This window comes from Acinetobacter sp. CFCC 11171 (assembly GCF_003268405.1).
Classification (GTDB): domain Bacteria; phylum Pseudomonadota; class Gammaproteobacteria; order Pseudomonadales; family Moraxellaceae; genus Acinetobacter; species Acinetobacter amyesii.
Genome location: NZ_LQXP01000002.1, coordinates 49,212 through 64,062 on the forward strand (window position 1 = coordinate 49,212; position 14,851 = coordinate 64,062).

Annotated in this window: 12 protein-coding genes and 2 pseudogenes; 4 read left to right on the forward strand and 10 right to left on the reverse strand. The window is 41.6% G+C overall.

All coding sequences use genetic code 11. From position 1 onward, the window contains the following. Positions 1-104: 104 nt before the first annotated feature. The 4 genes and pseudogenes from AVJ20_RS01670 to ahcY form a co-directional block, all read right to left on the reverse strand. Complete coding sequence (locus AVJ20_RS01670) at positions 105-2,981, reverse strand: EAL domain-containing protein (protein WP_111883906.1); 2,877 nt, start codon at positions 2,979-2,981, stop codon at positions 105-107. A 183-nt stretch (positions 2,982-3,164) separates the two neighbouring features. Further along, complete coding sequence (locus AVJ20_RS01675) at positions 3,165-3,878, reverse strand: 16S rRNA (uracil(1498)-N(3))-methyltransferase (protein WP_111883907.1); 714 nt, start codon at positions 3,876-3,878, stop codon at positions 3,165-3,167. 32 nt (positions 3,879-3,910) lie between these two features. Then, positions 3,911-4,748 (reverse strand): annotated as a pseudogene (gene metF, locus AVJ20_RS01680) (methylenetetrahydrofolate reductase [NAD(P)H]). A gap of 192 nt (positions 4,749-4,940) precedes the next feature. Next, positions 4,941-6,323, reverse strand: a complete 1,383-nt coding sequence (gene ahcY, locus AVJ20_RS01685) for an adenosylhomocysteinase (protein ID WP_078192086.1) — start codon at positions 6,321-6,323, stop codon at positions 4,941-4,943. Positions 6,324-6,559: 236 nt separating this feature from the next. On the opposite strand from ahcY, the gene AVJ20_RS01690 reads away from it, so the two are divergent. The 3 genes from AVJ20_RS01690 to AVJ20_RS01700 all read left to right on the forward strand — a co-directional run bounded on the left by AVJ20_RS01690 (position 6,560) and on the right by AVJ20_RS01700 (position 8,434). Next, the gene (locus AVJ20_RS01690; RefSeq protein WP_111883908.1) at positions 6,560-6,862 is read left to right on the forward strand and encodes a hypothetical protein; all 303 of its coding nucleotides are present in this window, start codon (positions 6,560-6,562) and stop codon (positions 6,860-6,862) included. 34 nt (positions 6,863-6,896) lie between these two features. Then, positions 6,897-7,844 carry a DUF4424 family protein gene (locus AVJ20_RS01695; protein WP_111883909.1) on the forward strand — a complete coding sequence of 316 codons (948 nt, stop codon included), beginning with the start codon at positions 6,897-6,899 and terminating at the stop codon, positions 7,842-7,844. 65 nt (positions 7,845-7,909) lie between these two features. Continuing rightward, positions 7,910-8,434, forward strand: a complete 525-nt coding sequence (locus tag AVJ20_RS01700) for a cysteine peptidase family C39 domain-containing protein (protein ID WP_078192083.1) — start codon at positions 7,910-7,912, stop codon at positions 8,432-8,434. 64 nt (positions 8,435-8,498) lie between these two features. Here the strand turns inward: AVJ20_RS01700 and AVJ20_RS01705 are convergent, their stop codons facing one another. The 6 genes from AVJ20_RS01705 to radA form a co-directional block, all read right to left on the reverse strand. Continuing rightward, complete coding sequence (locus AVJ20_RS01705) at positions 8,499-9,011, reverse strand: tetratricopeptide repeat protein (protein WP_078192082.1); 513 nt, start codon at positions 9,009-9,011, stop codon at positions 8,499-8,501. 102 nt (positions 9,012-9,113) lie between these two features. Continuing rightward, entirely contained in the window at positions 9,114-9,452 is a 339-nt protein-coding gene (locus AVJ20_RS01710; RefSeq protein ID WP_111883910.1) for a DUF3325 domain-containing protein, read from the reverse strand. Then, positions 9,449-11,200, reverse strand: a complete 1,752-nt coding sequence (locus AVJ20_RS01715; RefSeq protein ID WP_111883911.1) for a PepSY-associated TM helix domain-containing protein — start codon at positions 11,198-11,200, stop codon at positions 9,449-9,451. Before AVJ20_RS01715 ends, AVJ20_RS01710 begins: the two co-directional genes overlap by 4 nt. 1 nt (position 11,201) lies before the next feature. Next, the gene (locus AVJ20_RS01720) at positions 11,202-11,549 is read right to left on the reverse strand and encodes a hypothetical protein (protein ID WP_111883912.1); all 348 of its coding nucleotides are present in this window, start codon (positions 11,547-11,549) and stop codon (positions 11,202-11,204) included. A 202-nt stretch (positions 11,550-11,751) separates the two neighbouring features. Continuing rightward, on the reverse strand, positions 11,752-12,753 hold the full coding sequence (locus AVJ20_RS01725; RefSeq protein ID WP_078192078.1) for a Tim44 domain-containing protein: 1,002 nt from the start codon (positions 12,751-12,753) through the stop codon (positions 11,752-11,754). Positions 12,754-12,876: 123 nt separating this feature from the next. Next, complete coding sequence (gene radA, locus AVJ20_RS01730; protein ID WP_111883913.1) at positions 12,877-14,265, reverse strand: DNA repair protein RadA; 1,389 nt, start codon at positions 14,263-14,265, stop codon at positions 12,877-12,879. Between the two features lie 185 nt (positions 14,266-14,450). On the opposite strand from radA, the pseudogene AVJ20_RS01735 reads away from it, so the two are divergent. After that, positions 14,451-14,807: pseudogene (locus tag AVJ20_RS01735) on the forward strand (hypothetical protein); the annotation flags it as partial. Positions 14,808-14,851: the final 44 nt, after the last annotated feature.

Genomic DNA, 14,851 nt, shown 5'->3' on the forward strand with positions numbered 1-14,851 from the left:
GCTGCAATGCTTGCTTTATCCGCTTGAATATAACATTAGTTGCACAGTTGGGACAGTCGAAGTCGCGTCTTTTTCAGACAATCTTATAGCTCAGGCATAGTGACTTATATTAAGTAAGTATAAGCAGGCGAAGAGATATAATTTTCAAGGAACACGGTTGCCTCTTCTTGTGGCAGTGGCTTAGAGAAAAAATAGCCTTGAGCAATGTCACATTCTAAGTCTTGTAGATACTGTAACTGCTGTTCAGTTTCAATCCCTTCAGCGACTACCGTCATGCCCATCGCTTTACCCATGGCAATCATGGCACTAACGATGGCCAATTGTTTATTTTCACCAATTTTAGAGATAAAACTGCGGTCTATTTTTAAGATATCAATTGGAAAATCAGCTAGATAGGATAGAGAAGAATAGCCCGTACCAAAGTCATCAAGTGAAATATTGATCTTACGTTTTTTTATTTCATTTAACAGTTCACGTACTGAATCTAGATTTTCGACCAAAGAAGATTCTGTAATTTCTAGTTCCAGACTGGCACCATCAATTTGATTGGCATCTATCGCTTCATCTAGATCATTTAATAATTGTCCACGGCGCAGTTGCTGCGCAACAATATTGACGGATACACAAATATTTTGATAACCCAAATTATTCCAAAAGCGAATTTGCTGCGCGGTTTTTTGCAGGACAAAACGCCCGATATCGGAAATTAAACTGGTTTGTTCTGCTAAAGGAATAAATAAGCCCGGTGGTATTAAGCCTTTTTCAGGATGATTCCAGCGCACCAAGGCTTCAAAACCGTAAATATTTTTATCACGAAAATTGATCTTCGGTTGGTAATACACAACCAGCTCATTATTTTGAATGGCTTTACGTAAGTCTCGTTCCAAGAAGATCCCTTGCTCTAATAATGCGGTATTTTCATTGGAATAATAACGTGTAGTATTGCCTCCCAAATTTTTGGCTTCACTCAGCGCTTGTTCTGCACAGTTATTTAGATAATCTAGCTGACGGCCATGCTCAGGGTAGAACGCTACACCCATAGATAAGGTGATGACATGATCTTGGCCAAAAATATTAAAGGGAATACTAAAGGCTTTATTGATGCGATCACAATGCTCTTGCACAGAAGGGCGGATGTGTGAAATTTCATACACAATCGCAAAATCATCGCCATTTAAATGTGCAACAAACAGAGCTTCGGCATTGGTCAGACGCAAACGCTGTGCGACTTGGCGTAACAATTCGTCACCACCATTATTGCTGAGATATTCATTTAATGGACGGAAACGGTCGATGTTTAAACGTATGACGGCCAACTGTTTAATCGAATCTTGTTGCGAAACTAAATACTGATGCAGTTGATAGTTGTAATAAAAACGGTTCGGCAAATCCGTTAAGGTGTCATAGTTTTCTAAATAAGATAAACGTTGTTCTTGCAATTTACGTTCGGTCAGGTCTGAAACGATCCCGATATAATGGGTGACACGGTTTTGATCATCGGTAATGGCATTAATATGCATCCATAGTGTCAGTTCTTTACCTGAAAGAAATTTTTCGTGCAATTCACCATCATACTCACCAATTTTCAGCACTTGTTTAATGATCGAATAGTGCATACTACGTTGAATAGATTTGTAATTTGCTGTGATATCAAATAGATGTTTGCCAATAATTTGGTCGTAGTTAAATCCAGTTAATTGTTCGTAAAACGGATTGACTTCGATATAGCACAGCTCTTCATTTAAAATGAAAATCCCTTCAGCGGCTTGTTCGAGTACGCTGGCTGCAAGTTTTAAACGTTCTTGAGACGTCCGTTCTTGATGGATATCACGACGAATACCGACCATGCGCAAGGGCTTGCGGTTATCAGGATCGCGTTGAATGACTCGCCCAATATCATGTACCCAACTCCATTTTCCTTGACTGTTTTGAATCCGATAGGTGGCCTCATAACGGTCTTTAAATCCACGAAGATGTTGAATCATCGCTGATTTAAAATGAGGGATATCATCAGGATGGATCACATGTTGTAATTGTTGCTGATGCTCTTTCGAATGTCTAAGGGTTTTTTCTTGCTTATAGTTGGTGACAACGATTTTACGGTCTTTGATATTCCAATCCCAAGGACGTAAACCGGCGATTTCATGCGCAAGGACTAAATTGGCTTGTTGGTTTTCTAAATCCTTGTTCATTTGCTCAATGTCGAAGGTCCGCTCTTTAACTTTCTGTTCAAGGATTTGGTTACCCAGTTGTAGCTGTAATTCGATGTTTCGTGATTTGTTGACTTCATCTTGGAGCTGCTGACACAGTTCATCAGTCCATTTGACTTGTTGCTTGGCACTATCGACCAGTAGGTTATTTTTAGCATGTAAAGTCGATACACGACGATGAATTCGATATGACGTCATGGCGCACATTAGAATCACAATGAGCCCAAAATTAATACTCAGGCTAAATAAGTGATTTGAACCATCTAAGAAAAAGAACTGTGCAATCAGATAAGGCACGATAGACGGGATAAAGGCTAAACAAAAATAATTAAGTTTTTGCGTCAAATAGGTCAAACCAAAGGTTTGCGTCACGATCAAGAGTAGGGCAGAGAGTGTCAGGGCTTGAATTGGTTCAAAGCTTTGATTGGTCGCAGGTAAATAATAAAAAATTAAAAAAATACCGCTCGCAATCAGTGTGCCGACAGAAAAACACTGAAATTGTAGCCAACGATGCGCAATCATCAGTGAATATTGTTCAGGTTTAAAATAAACGGTGCTGATCAGCCAGCATAAACTGACAAAAACTTCGGTAAAAATAAACCAAATATTAAAATACAAAGATGGCGATTTATAAAAAATTTGATATATCGAAAAAATATATAAGCAAATAATCAGGATACTGACTAAAAAATAGCGGCTATGGCGAATCGTGTTCGCAATTTGAGCAGTATGATTGTACTGCTTGATATATTCATCTTGTTTATACGTCATGAATATAAAAACCCTGCCTTAACTAAATCTAGATCGTTGTATTTGTATTGTTCCTGAGAGTATTTGTTTGTTCTTGGTAACAAATCATTTGTTTTTATTGACTCTAGGGTAATTGCGTTACAAATAAAAAGCAATATCAAGGATGCCATCATTGATGCTTTCAGATGAACTATCGAGTAAAAATTAAATAAATTTATAATTTAAAATTGAAAGTGCAACTACAGGTGCAGTTTCTGTGCGAAGGACACGTTCACCGATACACCAGTTCACGAAACCTTTCTCATTTGCTGCGCTGATCTCTGCTTCGCTCAAGCCACCTTCAGGGCCAATCAGTAAGGCAACGTGCGGGTCAGCATCATCTAATACATCAACTTCATCTTTATTGGGTGCGAGCACCAATTTTGTTGTCGGTAGGTCACTTTCCAACCATTTTTCAAGGGAAAGAGGCGGAAGTACTTTAGGAACAATGTTGAGTCCACACTGTTCGCAAGCAGCAATAGCGATGCCTTGCCAATGGTCAAGTTTCTTTTGATCACGATCGTACTTCAAACGCATCTCACAACGTTCTGAAGTGAGTAGTTGAATTTCAGAAACACCGAGTTCCACCGCTTTTTGAATCGCATAATCCATGCGGTCGCCTTTGCTCATCACTTGACCCAATAGTGCCGTAAAATGTGGTGTGCGATTGCTTGGATTGAATTGCAAAACTTGGACGGCAGCCGACTTTTTAGCGATTTCAACCAATTCAACATGGTATTCGCCACCTTGCCCATTGAACAAAGTGGCTGTTTCGCCCACTTGAGCACGTAAAACTTTTACCCAGTGATGAAACACTGTTTCCGTTAATTCAACAGTCGTATCAACAGTTAAATCAGCTTCAATATAAAAACGTGGCATTAAAGTTTTACTCTCAAAAAGGTCGAAATGTCTTATGCAAGACCGAGGTCTTTCACAAGTTGACGTGTAGGGTCAGTGGTGTTCATGGTGTAGAAGTGCAGGCTTGGCGCACCACCAGCAATCAGGCGTTCGCAAAGTTTTACAATCACTTCATGACCAAAGGCTTTGATTGACGCTGTATCGTCGCCATAAGTCGCAAGCTGTTTGCGAATCCAACGTGGAATTTCTGCACCTGTACCATCAGCAAAGCGAATTAAATTACTTGCATTGGTAATAGGCATGATGCCTGGAGCGACAGGAATGTTCACGCCTTCTTTTTGAATGCGCTCTACAAAGTAGAAGTATGCATCTGGGTTAAAGAAGAACTGTGTCAAAGCTGCGTTTGCGCCTGCATTGGCTTTGTCGCAGAAACGTTTGATGTCGAGATCAAAGCTGTCTGCTTGCGGGTGCATTTCTGGGTATGCTGCAACTTCAATTTTGAAGTGATCGCCAGTGTGCTCACGGATGAAACGCACAAGATCTGTTGCATAAGGCAATTCGCCCAAGCCCACTTGACCAGACGGCAAGTCGCCGCGCAGCGCAACAATACGGTCAATGCCTTGCGATTTATACAAATCTAGCAATTCAGCAATACGTTCTTTGCTGTCACCAATACAAGACAGGTGAGGGGCAACCGGTGTGCCTTTACCGTTGAAATCATTCAATGTAGACAAAGTGCGTTCACGGGTAGAACCGCCTGCACCGTATGTTACAGAGAAAAATTCAGGATTTAATAATTGAAGTTCTTGGTGTACAACTTTTAAGTTTTTCCGCGCCCGCATCAGTTTTGGTCGGGAAGAACTCAAAGGAAATAGGAATCTGTTTTGACATGTTCAAATCCTTTTTTATAAATACTATTTGTTTACCCTCTCCCTGACCTCTCCCAAAGGGAGAGGAGTATTCATTACTGAATTATGCAGGGTTAAACACCCAGCTTATTAAATTGATAAGATTTTAATCCTGAATACAATTTAACGAAGCTGTCACCCTCTCCCTCTGGGAGAGGGATGGGGTGAGGGTCAATTAATATTTATAAGCCTCAGCTTTGAACGGGCCTTCAACTTGAACACCTAGGTAGTCAGCTTGTTCTTGAGTTAAAGTCGTCAATACGCCACCGAAACCTGCAACCATTGCTGCAGCTACTTCTTCATCTAATTTCTTAGGAATAAGTTCTACGCGGATTGCAGCTTGTTTTTGATCTTCAGGAAGATCAGCAAATTTTTCAGCGAATAGGTGCATTTGACCCAATACTTGGTTAGCAAAAGAACCATCCATAATACGTGATGGGTGACCAGTTGCATTACCAAGGTTCACCAAACGGCCTTCTGAAAGAAGAATAAGGTAATCATTTTCATTTTCTGAACGATACACTTGGTGAACTTGTGGCTTAACTTCAACCCACTTATAACCACGTAAGTAATTTGTGTCGATTTCAGTATCGAAATGACCGATGTTACAAACTACAGCGCCAGCTTTTAATGAATCAAGCATTGCAGCGTCACATACGTGGTAGTTACCAGTTGTTGTTACGATCAAGTCAGTATTTTGAAGAAGATCAAGGTTGATGTCTTCTTTCTTACCCGTTTGAATGCCATTTTTATACGGAGCAACAACTTCGAAACCGTCCATGCATGCTTGCATTGCACAGATAGGGTCAACTTCAGTGACACGTACAATCATGCCTTCTTGACGAAGTGATTGAGCAGAACCTTTACCTACGTCACCATAACCGATTACAAGCGCACGACGACCAGATAAAAGCATATCTGTACCACGTTTGATTGCATCGTTAAGTGAGTGACGGCAGCCGTATTTGTTGTCGTTTTTAGACTTAGTGACAGAGTCATTTACGTTAATCGCTGGAACTTTTAAAGTACCGTCGCGGTGCATTTCGTAAAGACGTTGAACACCTGTAGTGGTTTCTTCAGTAATACCGTGGATTTTAGCAATCACTTCAGGATATTTTTCGTGAACAAGCGCAGTTAAGTCACCGCCATCATCCAGAATCATGTTGGCATCCCAAGGTGTACCGTTCACATTGATTTGCTGTTCAAGACACCACATATATTCTTCTTCAGTTTCGCCTTTCCAAGCAAATACAGGAATACCCGCAGCAGCGATTGCAGCAGCAGCGTGGTCTTGAGTAGAGAAGATGTTGCAAGAAGTCCAGCGAACTTCTGCACCTAATTCAACTAGAGTTTCAATTAAAACTGCAGTTTGAATGGTCATGTGGATACAGCCAAGGATTTTCGCGCCAGCAAGCGGTTTAGCCGCTGCATAGCGTTTGCGAAGACCCATTAGGGCTGGCATTTCTGCTTCTGCAAGTTTGATTTCTTTACGGCCGTAGTCAGCTAGTGAAATGTCGGCAACTTTATAATCTGTAAATGAAGCATTAACCGCGTTCATCACGATCTCCTTAATAAAAACAATTGATCATTATGTTCGCGGATGCCGTTGTTGATTGGAGCGAGTGTCCAACCGAATCGTCGAGCCTAGCGATCTTATATTTAGTGCCTATAAGAAAGTCGCAGCATCCCTCGACTAGGGCAGTATTGTACTTGGAAATAGAGTGAGTTCCAATCAAAAATTGGTTAATATGTAGATGAATAATCTGATAATAAAAAGATAATAACGTACATATCATGAATATATTAAAATTTAATATTTTCCTAGTTTTACTCGTATCTTCACAAGCTGTCTCAGCAAGGCGAGGCGACTTTTCACCACAAGATATTTTTTTTCTGCCTTTAATTTTGATTGGGGTTTTATCCTTATTTAAATTTTCAGGCTTTATTGAAAATTATACGAAAGGCTTAAATTTAACCCTTAGAGTAGTCATAAAAGCAGTGAGTTTTATTATTTTGATTGGCATCATTGCCCTTATAATTATCGGGATAGGGCTAATTTCTGAGTATATTCCTGAAAAATGGTCGATGATATTCTAGTGCAATTTTAAATATAAAAAATTGGAAGCTAATAATGAAAAAATTAACTGCATTCATATGCTTGTGTTTTTCAGCACTAACATATGCCAACGATTCAACAGGCTATGTGGCAACAGGCGGTGTGCAATACCTGAAAAATAAAGACATTCAAATGTTCAGTGAAGACCTGTTTATTAGTAAAAAAATCATCAAGGTCGATTACCAGTTCAAAAATTTAAGCAATAAAGATGTGACTGAAACGGTCTTATTTCCGCTGCCAAAAGTTGAAAACTTCTTTGAATCTGATTTTGCCAATACTGAAAAATTGCTAAAAAGTTTTAAAGTTCAGGTGAATGGAAAAACGATTCAGCCTGAAATGCATGTGCGCACTTTTATTCAAAAAGATGAAAAAACAGCCCCGATTGATATGACGGAGAGTTTTAAGCAATGCGGGTTTACGGAAAAAGACATGCTGAATCCGTGGAGCAGGCAAGATGATGAATATGAAACACTCGAGACAAAGCTCAGAAACTGTAAAAATGCAGCACTGCAAAAAATCTTGCCCAAAGATCTGAGTGAAGTCATTTCATGGTCATCTCAGGTAATTTACAGCTGGAAGCAAACCTTTAAAGCCAAAGCATTTACTCGCGTACAGCATCAATATGCACCGCTGGTGGGTGGCTCTGTGGCGTTATATCCAGATGAGTATAATCAACAATTTTGTATGGATAAAAACTTTAAGGCAGGACTCAGAAAGGCCAAATCACAGCATGCACCATTTCAAGCTTTGGGTTATATCTTAAAAACAGGTGCCAATTGGGCAAAACCTATTCAAGATTTTAAACTGACTATTGAGCGTGATGCAGGAGAGCTGGTTTCTTTTTGCTGGGCAGGAAAAGTGAAGAAAATCAGCGCTACGCAGTTTCAAATGGTTGAAAAGAATTTTGTACCTAAACAAGATTTGGACATTATTTTTGTACATGTGAAATCAGGTCTGGATTAAAACTTGCAGGCAAAACCACTTTGATTTGTTTATCATCGTCCATAAGCAATTTTGAGTTTTGATATATGTCGATGGAAATACCTGATGAATTGGCAAATTTAGAAGCCAATGGTGGCATTTATGCGGTGTGGATGTTGCTGCAGCACTTAGGTATAGATGCAGATATTCAGCAACTCATCGAAGTTTGCGCTTATGACGCTGACCATGGCACAACAACCATTGGTTTAGCTGTAGGACTGAAAAAGTTTGGTTTTCAAGTAAAGTTTTACACAGAGCATGATCCTGAGCTGCAGGACAGTGAAAAACGCAGTTATGCAGAAGCAGACCAATTGGAACTGCCTATATTGCCTGCAATTGGCTATGCACAAATTCAGCAGGCTTTTGAACAAAATCAGTTTGTGATTGTGTATTACGATACTCTAGAGGGCGTGGGGAACCATTCTTTGGTGTATGACATTGACGAAACTGAAATTAGTTTCTTTGACAGCTTTGATGCCATGCCAGCAGATGTATTTGAACAGCAGCGTGGGGCAGAGGGCATTTGCCGACAAGTGATTACTGTAGATGTAAATGACTATGTGGCGAGCTGAGCCATTTTGTTAAAAGCAAAAAGCCCATCATGAGATGGGCTTTATTTTTTAGAAAAAAATTGGATTACTGCTCAGCCACATCGGCTTTTTCATTCCAAAAATCTGCTTTTTCTTCATCAGCGTCGATGCCTAAGCCATTGGCATAAATAAAGGCTAAGTCACGCATGGCCTGAACTTCACCTAATTTTGCAGATTGTTCAACCAGTTCAATGGATTTAGCGACATCTTTTTCCACCACATCGCCGCGACGGTAAAAATTGGCGAGTTCTAAAATTGCAGCAGGATGGTCATGTTTTGATGCTTGTTCTAACCAGCGGTGCGCATGTTCAAAATAGGTTTTAGATTCTTCAGGATCTTCTTCGAGCATATCTTTGGCATAGACTGCATATCCTTCACCCAGCCAATACATCGCTTCTACATGACCTAACTGAGCTGCTTTGAGTGCCCATTCTTCAGCAAGTTCAACATGCTCATCATTTTCACTTTGCATATAAATTTCAGCCAGTTCAAACTGAGCATCTTTATTGCCTGCCATAGCGCGGTTATATAAAGCAGGAGAGATTGAAAGTTCAGACATGTGTAATCCAAAAAAGCAGAATAGGCATAGCCTAATCGGTTGGCATGAAAAAAGCCAATCCGAAGATTGGCTTTCAATGTTTAGAGATCGTTGTCTAAAGAATTAAAATTTCAATAACACAGCTGACAATACAAATATGACAACTAATGCACCAATAATTTTCCAAAAATATTCAGCGATATAACTAATACATAGCCCGACAAATAAAGCCGCAATAGTCAGCGCGCCAAACCAATAACTGATGTTATTGCTCGGCGTTCCAAGAGAGAGGCAAATTATCAAGGCAATAATCAATAGCGCCCAGCCGACTAACGTGGCTAAGCGTGTTTGGCCCACACTTAACTCTTTGCTGTAAAACTGCTTTTGATGCTTAGACATGCTGCTTGCCAAGGCAAAAAAACCTAAGCTACTCAGTGCCCAAATCAGGAGAAAGAACATCATGCTTCTACCTCCTTTGTGCCACGTGCTTTTTTAACAGGCAGCCCTTTATGCTTTTTCACTTTGTAAAATGAATAGGCAAACAAGATAGCCAAAAGCCACATTGCAAGATCAAAGGATGCAATCATCCATTGGCCATTTGCCATGGTATTCCAAAGCGCTTGACCACCAGTCATGAAGTTTACAATCGGCAGTAAGGCAAAAATTGCTGTGGCAAAAGCTAAAAGTTCTAGCCACGCTTGGCGGTGCGTACGGAAAATCGCATAAACGAGCGTCAGTAGCCAAACAATAAAGAAACTACGAATTTCTAATTCTGAACGGTTTTCAAGCTGTGCTGGAATAAAACGGTTGGCATAGAAAAATGCTGCACAGGCAATCGGTAAACCAATAATCGCTGCAATATTGGTCACTTCAACCGTACGATAACCAAATGATTTAAAACCTTGCTTCTGCTGTTGCGGCGCACGTTTTACACACCACAGAATGAGACCTGTAGCGACCATCAAGGTGCCTACAATCCCTGAAATAAACAGCAGCCAACGTAGAGCTAAGTCTACCCCACGTGCTTCATGTAGCGTGGTCACTACATTGTAAATACCCATCGGTACAGAAGGGTGCTTTAACTTGGCACTTTCGTCAGTTAAGTCTTTGCCTGTTACGCCATCAAATTGTTTACTTGCATAGACATTTCGATATGCAACACTTTCACCATGTAAGGCGCGTAGCTCAATTTTAGCTTGGTCTGTATTCGGTGCAATGATGCTAACGGTACTAATAGGATTAGTTTTCCATTCAGCCTGAACCGCAGTCACGATTGGTGCTAAGTTGGTCAGCGGCGCAGCAACAACAGGTTGCTCTTCACGTTTAGAGCGACGATCTCCTCGACCTTCACCACGGCCCTCAGCACGATTTTCACCTGGGTTTTGCGCAGAATTGGCGCGGGCTTGCTGTGGGCGTTCGCCACGTTCTTCGCGTCCTTGAGCAGATTCACGTCCTTCAGGTTTATTTTCTTGAACCAAAGCACGATTTTGTTCTTGTAAAAATTGTCCCCGGTTTTCATAAATACGCTCAATCCCCCAAGGCATGATCGTAAATAACAGCAGCAACAGGCCACTAAAGGTAATCATGATGTGGAAGGGAAGCGCAAATACTGCGGTTGCATTATGTGCATCGAGCCAAGAACGTTGTCCTTTGCCTGAACGGAAGGTAAAGAAATCTTTAAAGATTTTTTTATGAGTAATTACACCACTAATGATGGCAACTAACATAAACAGTGTCGCTATCCCGACAAACCATCGCGTCCACATACGTGGCATACCATATAGTTCGAAATGGAAACGATAGAGAAAATTACCACCACGCGTATCGCGCGGCTCAAGCACTTCACCTGTAGCACTATCAATGTAGATTTGTTTACCGCCACGGCGTGCGCGAGGGTCTTCACCTTGTTCACGCACGGTAATTAAGGTAGCATTTTGACGCGTATTCGGCAGCAAAATATTCCAAGCACCTGCATTTGGATGATTTTGCTGTAAATAATTCAGTGCGACTTGAGTTTGTTGGACTTGTGAACTGGCTGGAACAGATTGATGCAGCTCAGGTGTCATCCAAACATTGATTTCATTTTTAAAGAAGCTTAGGGTCCCGGTCAGGAAAATTGCATACAGCAACCAACCTAAAATTAGGCTAGCCCATGTATGCAGCCAAGACATGGACTGGCGCGGTCCCTCTACTTTTGCATCAACACGCATTTTAGCTTCCCATCATCATGTAAATGGCATACAAACACAACGCAGGGATCACAATGCCTAAAGTTGCTTTGAGGGTTTTATTCACCATAAAGACCCAAATAAATGCACAGCTCCACAGGATAAATGCAATTAAAGTTGCACTCATGGCTGCACTTCCACGGTCTTCGCTAAATACATCTGCGATCACGATGGCCGATAGCATCGCGACAACATATCCGCCCACTAAAGCGAGGGCAAAGCGATAGAAAATCATCAAGCGATAGGTAAATAGAGAAGGAGTGTCTTTACGCGTTTTAGGCAGCGCAGATGTGAGGGGTGTCACAAGTGCCTCAGGTGGTGAGCTATTCATAAAATACTTAAGCGCTTGGAAATTGTATTAAAGTTAATCTAAATGATAACAATTATTATTAATAATTAGAATAATGTATTCACAAAATTATTGATTTTTCAGCATGCTGAGTGGAAATTGATTTAAAAAGAGGGGAATTAAAGGCGAAAAAATAGCGACCGAAGTCGCTATTTTAGAATGCAAGAATGCTTAATTGTCTACATTATTGCTCTTGTTGAATGCCTGCAACTAACCAGTCTTGATCAGAACCCGCAGGTTTAACAAAATGCCATACTTCAGCAAATGGCTGTGGCAGGCTATTTAAGTCTTCACTTACCGTACCTGTAAAACGCACACTTACAACGTATTGACCATTTTCGTTAGCAGAATCGACCACCATAGCATTTAAGTTAGAAAACTCAGCAACGTCTTCATCTTTATTCGCCATAATGTCGTTATACATAGACTGGTAAAGGTCAGGCGTTAAGTAACGCTGAATTTCAGAAATGTTGCTTGCAGTATTCATCGATTGAATGTGGTTAAAACGCTGACGTGCAACACGTAAGAATGTTGCTGGCTCTGTACCATCCGGCAATTGATTGCCGCTGTTGGTATAGGCAGCACCAAAAGGCGCGTTCGTTGCAGCAGCTGCACCAAATGGAGCATTTGAAGCTGCTGAATTACCGCCTACAGAATTACCAAAAATATTCGTATTGTCATTACCTGCACGAGGTGCGGCATTTTGCTGGCCAAACGGTGCATTGTTTGCACCGCTGTTTGGCGCATACGGATTGTTAGCGGCTAGTTTTTTTTTTGCGCCCATCTTACGGAAAATGAAGAAGGCAACAGCAGCGGCAAGTAAAATCCAGATCCAGCCTGGAATACCACCTTTCTCTTCCTGTTGTTGTGCTTGCGCTTCAGAAGCTGCTTGACCGTTATTGTCATCGGCCATCGCATTTGCAGCGACTGCACCAATAGCAGCACCAGCCACACCAGCAGCAACCATTCCGCCCACATTCGAGCCAGATTTTGCTGGAGCGCCAGCAGTTGCAGGCTGTTGAACAGGAGCAGATTGACGAGGTTGCTGATAAGACTGAGTTGGAGCAGCTTGACGGCTCATACCATGGCTTTTACCACCACCGGCACGTTTCGCTTCTGCAATCGGCGCTACCAAAAGGGCTGCTGTTAAAAGAGCAGTCATCAAACCACGCTGTCGAACTTCCATCAAATTTTCCTATATCTATATAAATTTAAAATAGCCATCTAGTTATGCCGCCATTTGTACTGAATTTCAATAGAACATCGGTAAAAAATTGAAAATTCATTCAAAATAAACCATTCAACGTGACTAAGACTCATCGGTAAGTGTAATTGCCTGACTCAACGCCTCATGTAAACGTGCGACAGAAATAATTTCTACACCTGAAATCGGTTTTTGCGGTGCATTCCCACGCGGTAAAATAATGGTTTTAAAACCATGCTTAATGGCTTCTTTGAGTCGTTCTTGTCCATTGGGTACAGGGCGGATTTCGCCTGAAAGGCCGACTTCACCAAATACTGCCAAATGCTGTGGCAGGGCTTTAGCTCTTAAGCTAGAGGCGCAGGCTAAAAGTACCGCAAGGTCAGAACCGGTTTCTGTGATTTTTAAACCACCCACGACATTGACATAGACATCTTGTCCTGCAGTTTGTACGCCACCATGACGGTGCATAACGGCTAAAAGCATGTTTAAACGGTTTTGTTCTAAACCTAAGGCCACGCGTCGAGGTTGTCCGTGCGCATCATCTACCAAAGCCTGAACTTCAACTAAAAGTGGACGTGTACCTTCACGGTTAATCATGACAATGGAACCCGGAATGGCTTCATCATAACGACTCAGGAAAATAGCGGATGGGTTTGATACCTCGCGCAGACCTTTATCGGTCATGCCAAATACACCAAGCTCGTTGACCGCACCAAAACGGTTTTTCACCGCACGAATCATACGGAAGCGCGAGTCAGACTGACCTTCAAAATACAAAACACAATCGACCATGTGCTCAAGCACGCGAGGGCCTGCCAAAGAACCTTCTTTCGTTACGTGACCGACAATAAACAGTGCAGTACCACTATTTTTGGCAAAGCGGGTCAGGAGTGCAGCCGATTCACGAATTTGGGAAACACCGCCCGGCGCAGACTGGAGTGTCTCGGTGTATAGGGTTTGGATCGAATCTAAAATGGCAACGGCAGGGCGTTCATGTGCCAAAACTTCACAAATACGCTCGACACAGGTTTCGGCCATGACTTTGAGTTGATCGGTCGGCAAATCTAGGCGCTGGGCACGTAGAGCCACTTGAGACAAAGATTCCTCACCAGTGACATATAAGGCAGAACTTTTACTCGCCGCCATATAGGTTGCGGTTTGTAGCAAAATAGTGGATTTACCAATGCCGGGGTCACCACCAATCAGCACAACTGAACCTGTGACCAGTCCACCACCCAGCACACGGTCAAATTCACCAATACCTGTTGCCATTCGAGTTTCATGCGAAACTGAAACTTGATTTAAGGTGGTCACAGCAGCAGCTTGACCTGCATAGCCACCGCCCATTTTCGGCTGTGCACGGTGTGTAACGGCGGGAGCAATACTTACTTCGACTAATGAATTCCATTCACCACATTCGGTACATTGACCGGCCCATTTGGGATGATCAGCACCACATTGTTCACATCGATAGACACTTTTTGCTTTCGCCATAATATTTACTGTGCACAAACTCAAATTGAGTCACAGCATAGCGGTGAATACATCGAAAAACCAAGTTTTTATCGCATGAAATGACTGATGAAGGTCAATTGATGTCGTTTTATTTTCAATAGCTGCACTTTTACATAGTAAGCACTTTATAATAGCGCATTATATTTTTTGAAATGGGTCACCACATGACTGAACTATTACGACATATCGATGCCATCGCACGTGAAAAAAATCGTGATGTGTTATTTGTGCATTTTGAAGAATATGATCATCAACATCCTGAAAAAAATACGGTGCGTAATGATGTTATGCACTGGTTTGACCTGCAAAATATCGACTATTTCCCTTGTATGGGGCTAGAAGGTGAGTCTTTGATCGATAGCTATACAGGTGATTTATACCTTGACGTGCCTTTTGATGAAAGCAGCCCTGCATATAAAACCCTCAGTGAATACCTTGAAGATGAACAAGGGAACATGAAAATTCAGGGGGTATTGTTCTTTTCTTTATCTTTGGAAATTGCCCTAGAAATCGAAGCTGATCTGATGGAAGCCAGTGCTGTAGATTCTGAATATGCTGAAAATGA

What these genes read in the sequence shown, in the direction of transcription:
- ahcY (WP_078192086.1), bottom strand. Translation starts at nt 6,323, where the DNA reads ATGAACGCGGTTAATGCTTCATTTACAGATTATAAAGTTGCCGACATT.
- AVJ20_RS01690 (WP_111883908.1), top strand. Translation starts at nt 6,560, where the DNA reads ATGAATATATTAAAATTTAATATTTTCCTAGTTTTACTCGTATCTTCA.
- AVJ20_RS01670 (WP_111883906.1), bottom strand. Translation starts at nt 2,981, where the DNA reads ATGACGTATAAACAAGATGAATATATCAAGCAGTACAATCATACTGCT.
- AVJ20_RS01700 (WP_078192083.1), top strand. Translation starts at nt 7,910, where the DNA reads ATGTCGATGGAAATACCTGATGAATTGGCAAATTTAGAAGCCAATGGT.
- radA (WP_111883913.1), bottom strand. Translation starts at nt 14,265, where the DNA reads ATGGCGAAAGCAAAAAGTGTCTATCGATGTGAACAATGTGGTGCTGAT.
- AVJ20_RS01705 (WP_078192082.1), bottom strand. Translation starts at nt 9,011, where the DNA reads ATGTCTGAACTTTCAATCTCTCCTGCTTTATATAACCGCGCTATGGCA.
- AVJ20_RS01725 (WP_078192078.1), bottom strand. Translation starts at nt 12,753, where the DNA reads ATGGAAGTTCGACAGCGTGGTTTGATGACTGCTCTTTTAACAGCAGCC.
- AVJ20_RS01710 (WP_111883910.1), bottom strand. Translation starts at nt 9,452, where the DNA reads ATGATGTTCTTTCTCCTGATTTGGGCACTGAGTAGCTTAGGTTTTTTT.
- AVJ20_RS01720 (WP_111883912.1), bottom strand. Translation starts at nt 11,549, where the DNA reads ATGAATAGCTCACCACCTGAGGCACTTGTGACACCCCTCACATCTGCG.
- AVJ20_RS01715 (WP_111883911.1), bottom strand. Translation starts at nt 11,200, where the DNA reads ATGCGTGTTGATGCAAAAGTAGAGGGACCGCGCCAGTCCATGTCTTGG.
- AVJ20_RS01675 (WP_111883907.1), bottom strand. Translation starts at nt 3,878, where the DNA reads ATGCCACGTTTTTATATTGAAGCTGATTTAACTGTTGATACGACTGTT.
- AVJ20_RS01695 (WP_111883909.1), top strand. Translation starts at nt 6,897, where the DNA reads ATGAAAAAATTAACTGCATTCATATGCTTGTGTTTTTCAGCACTAACA.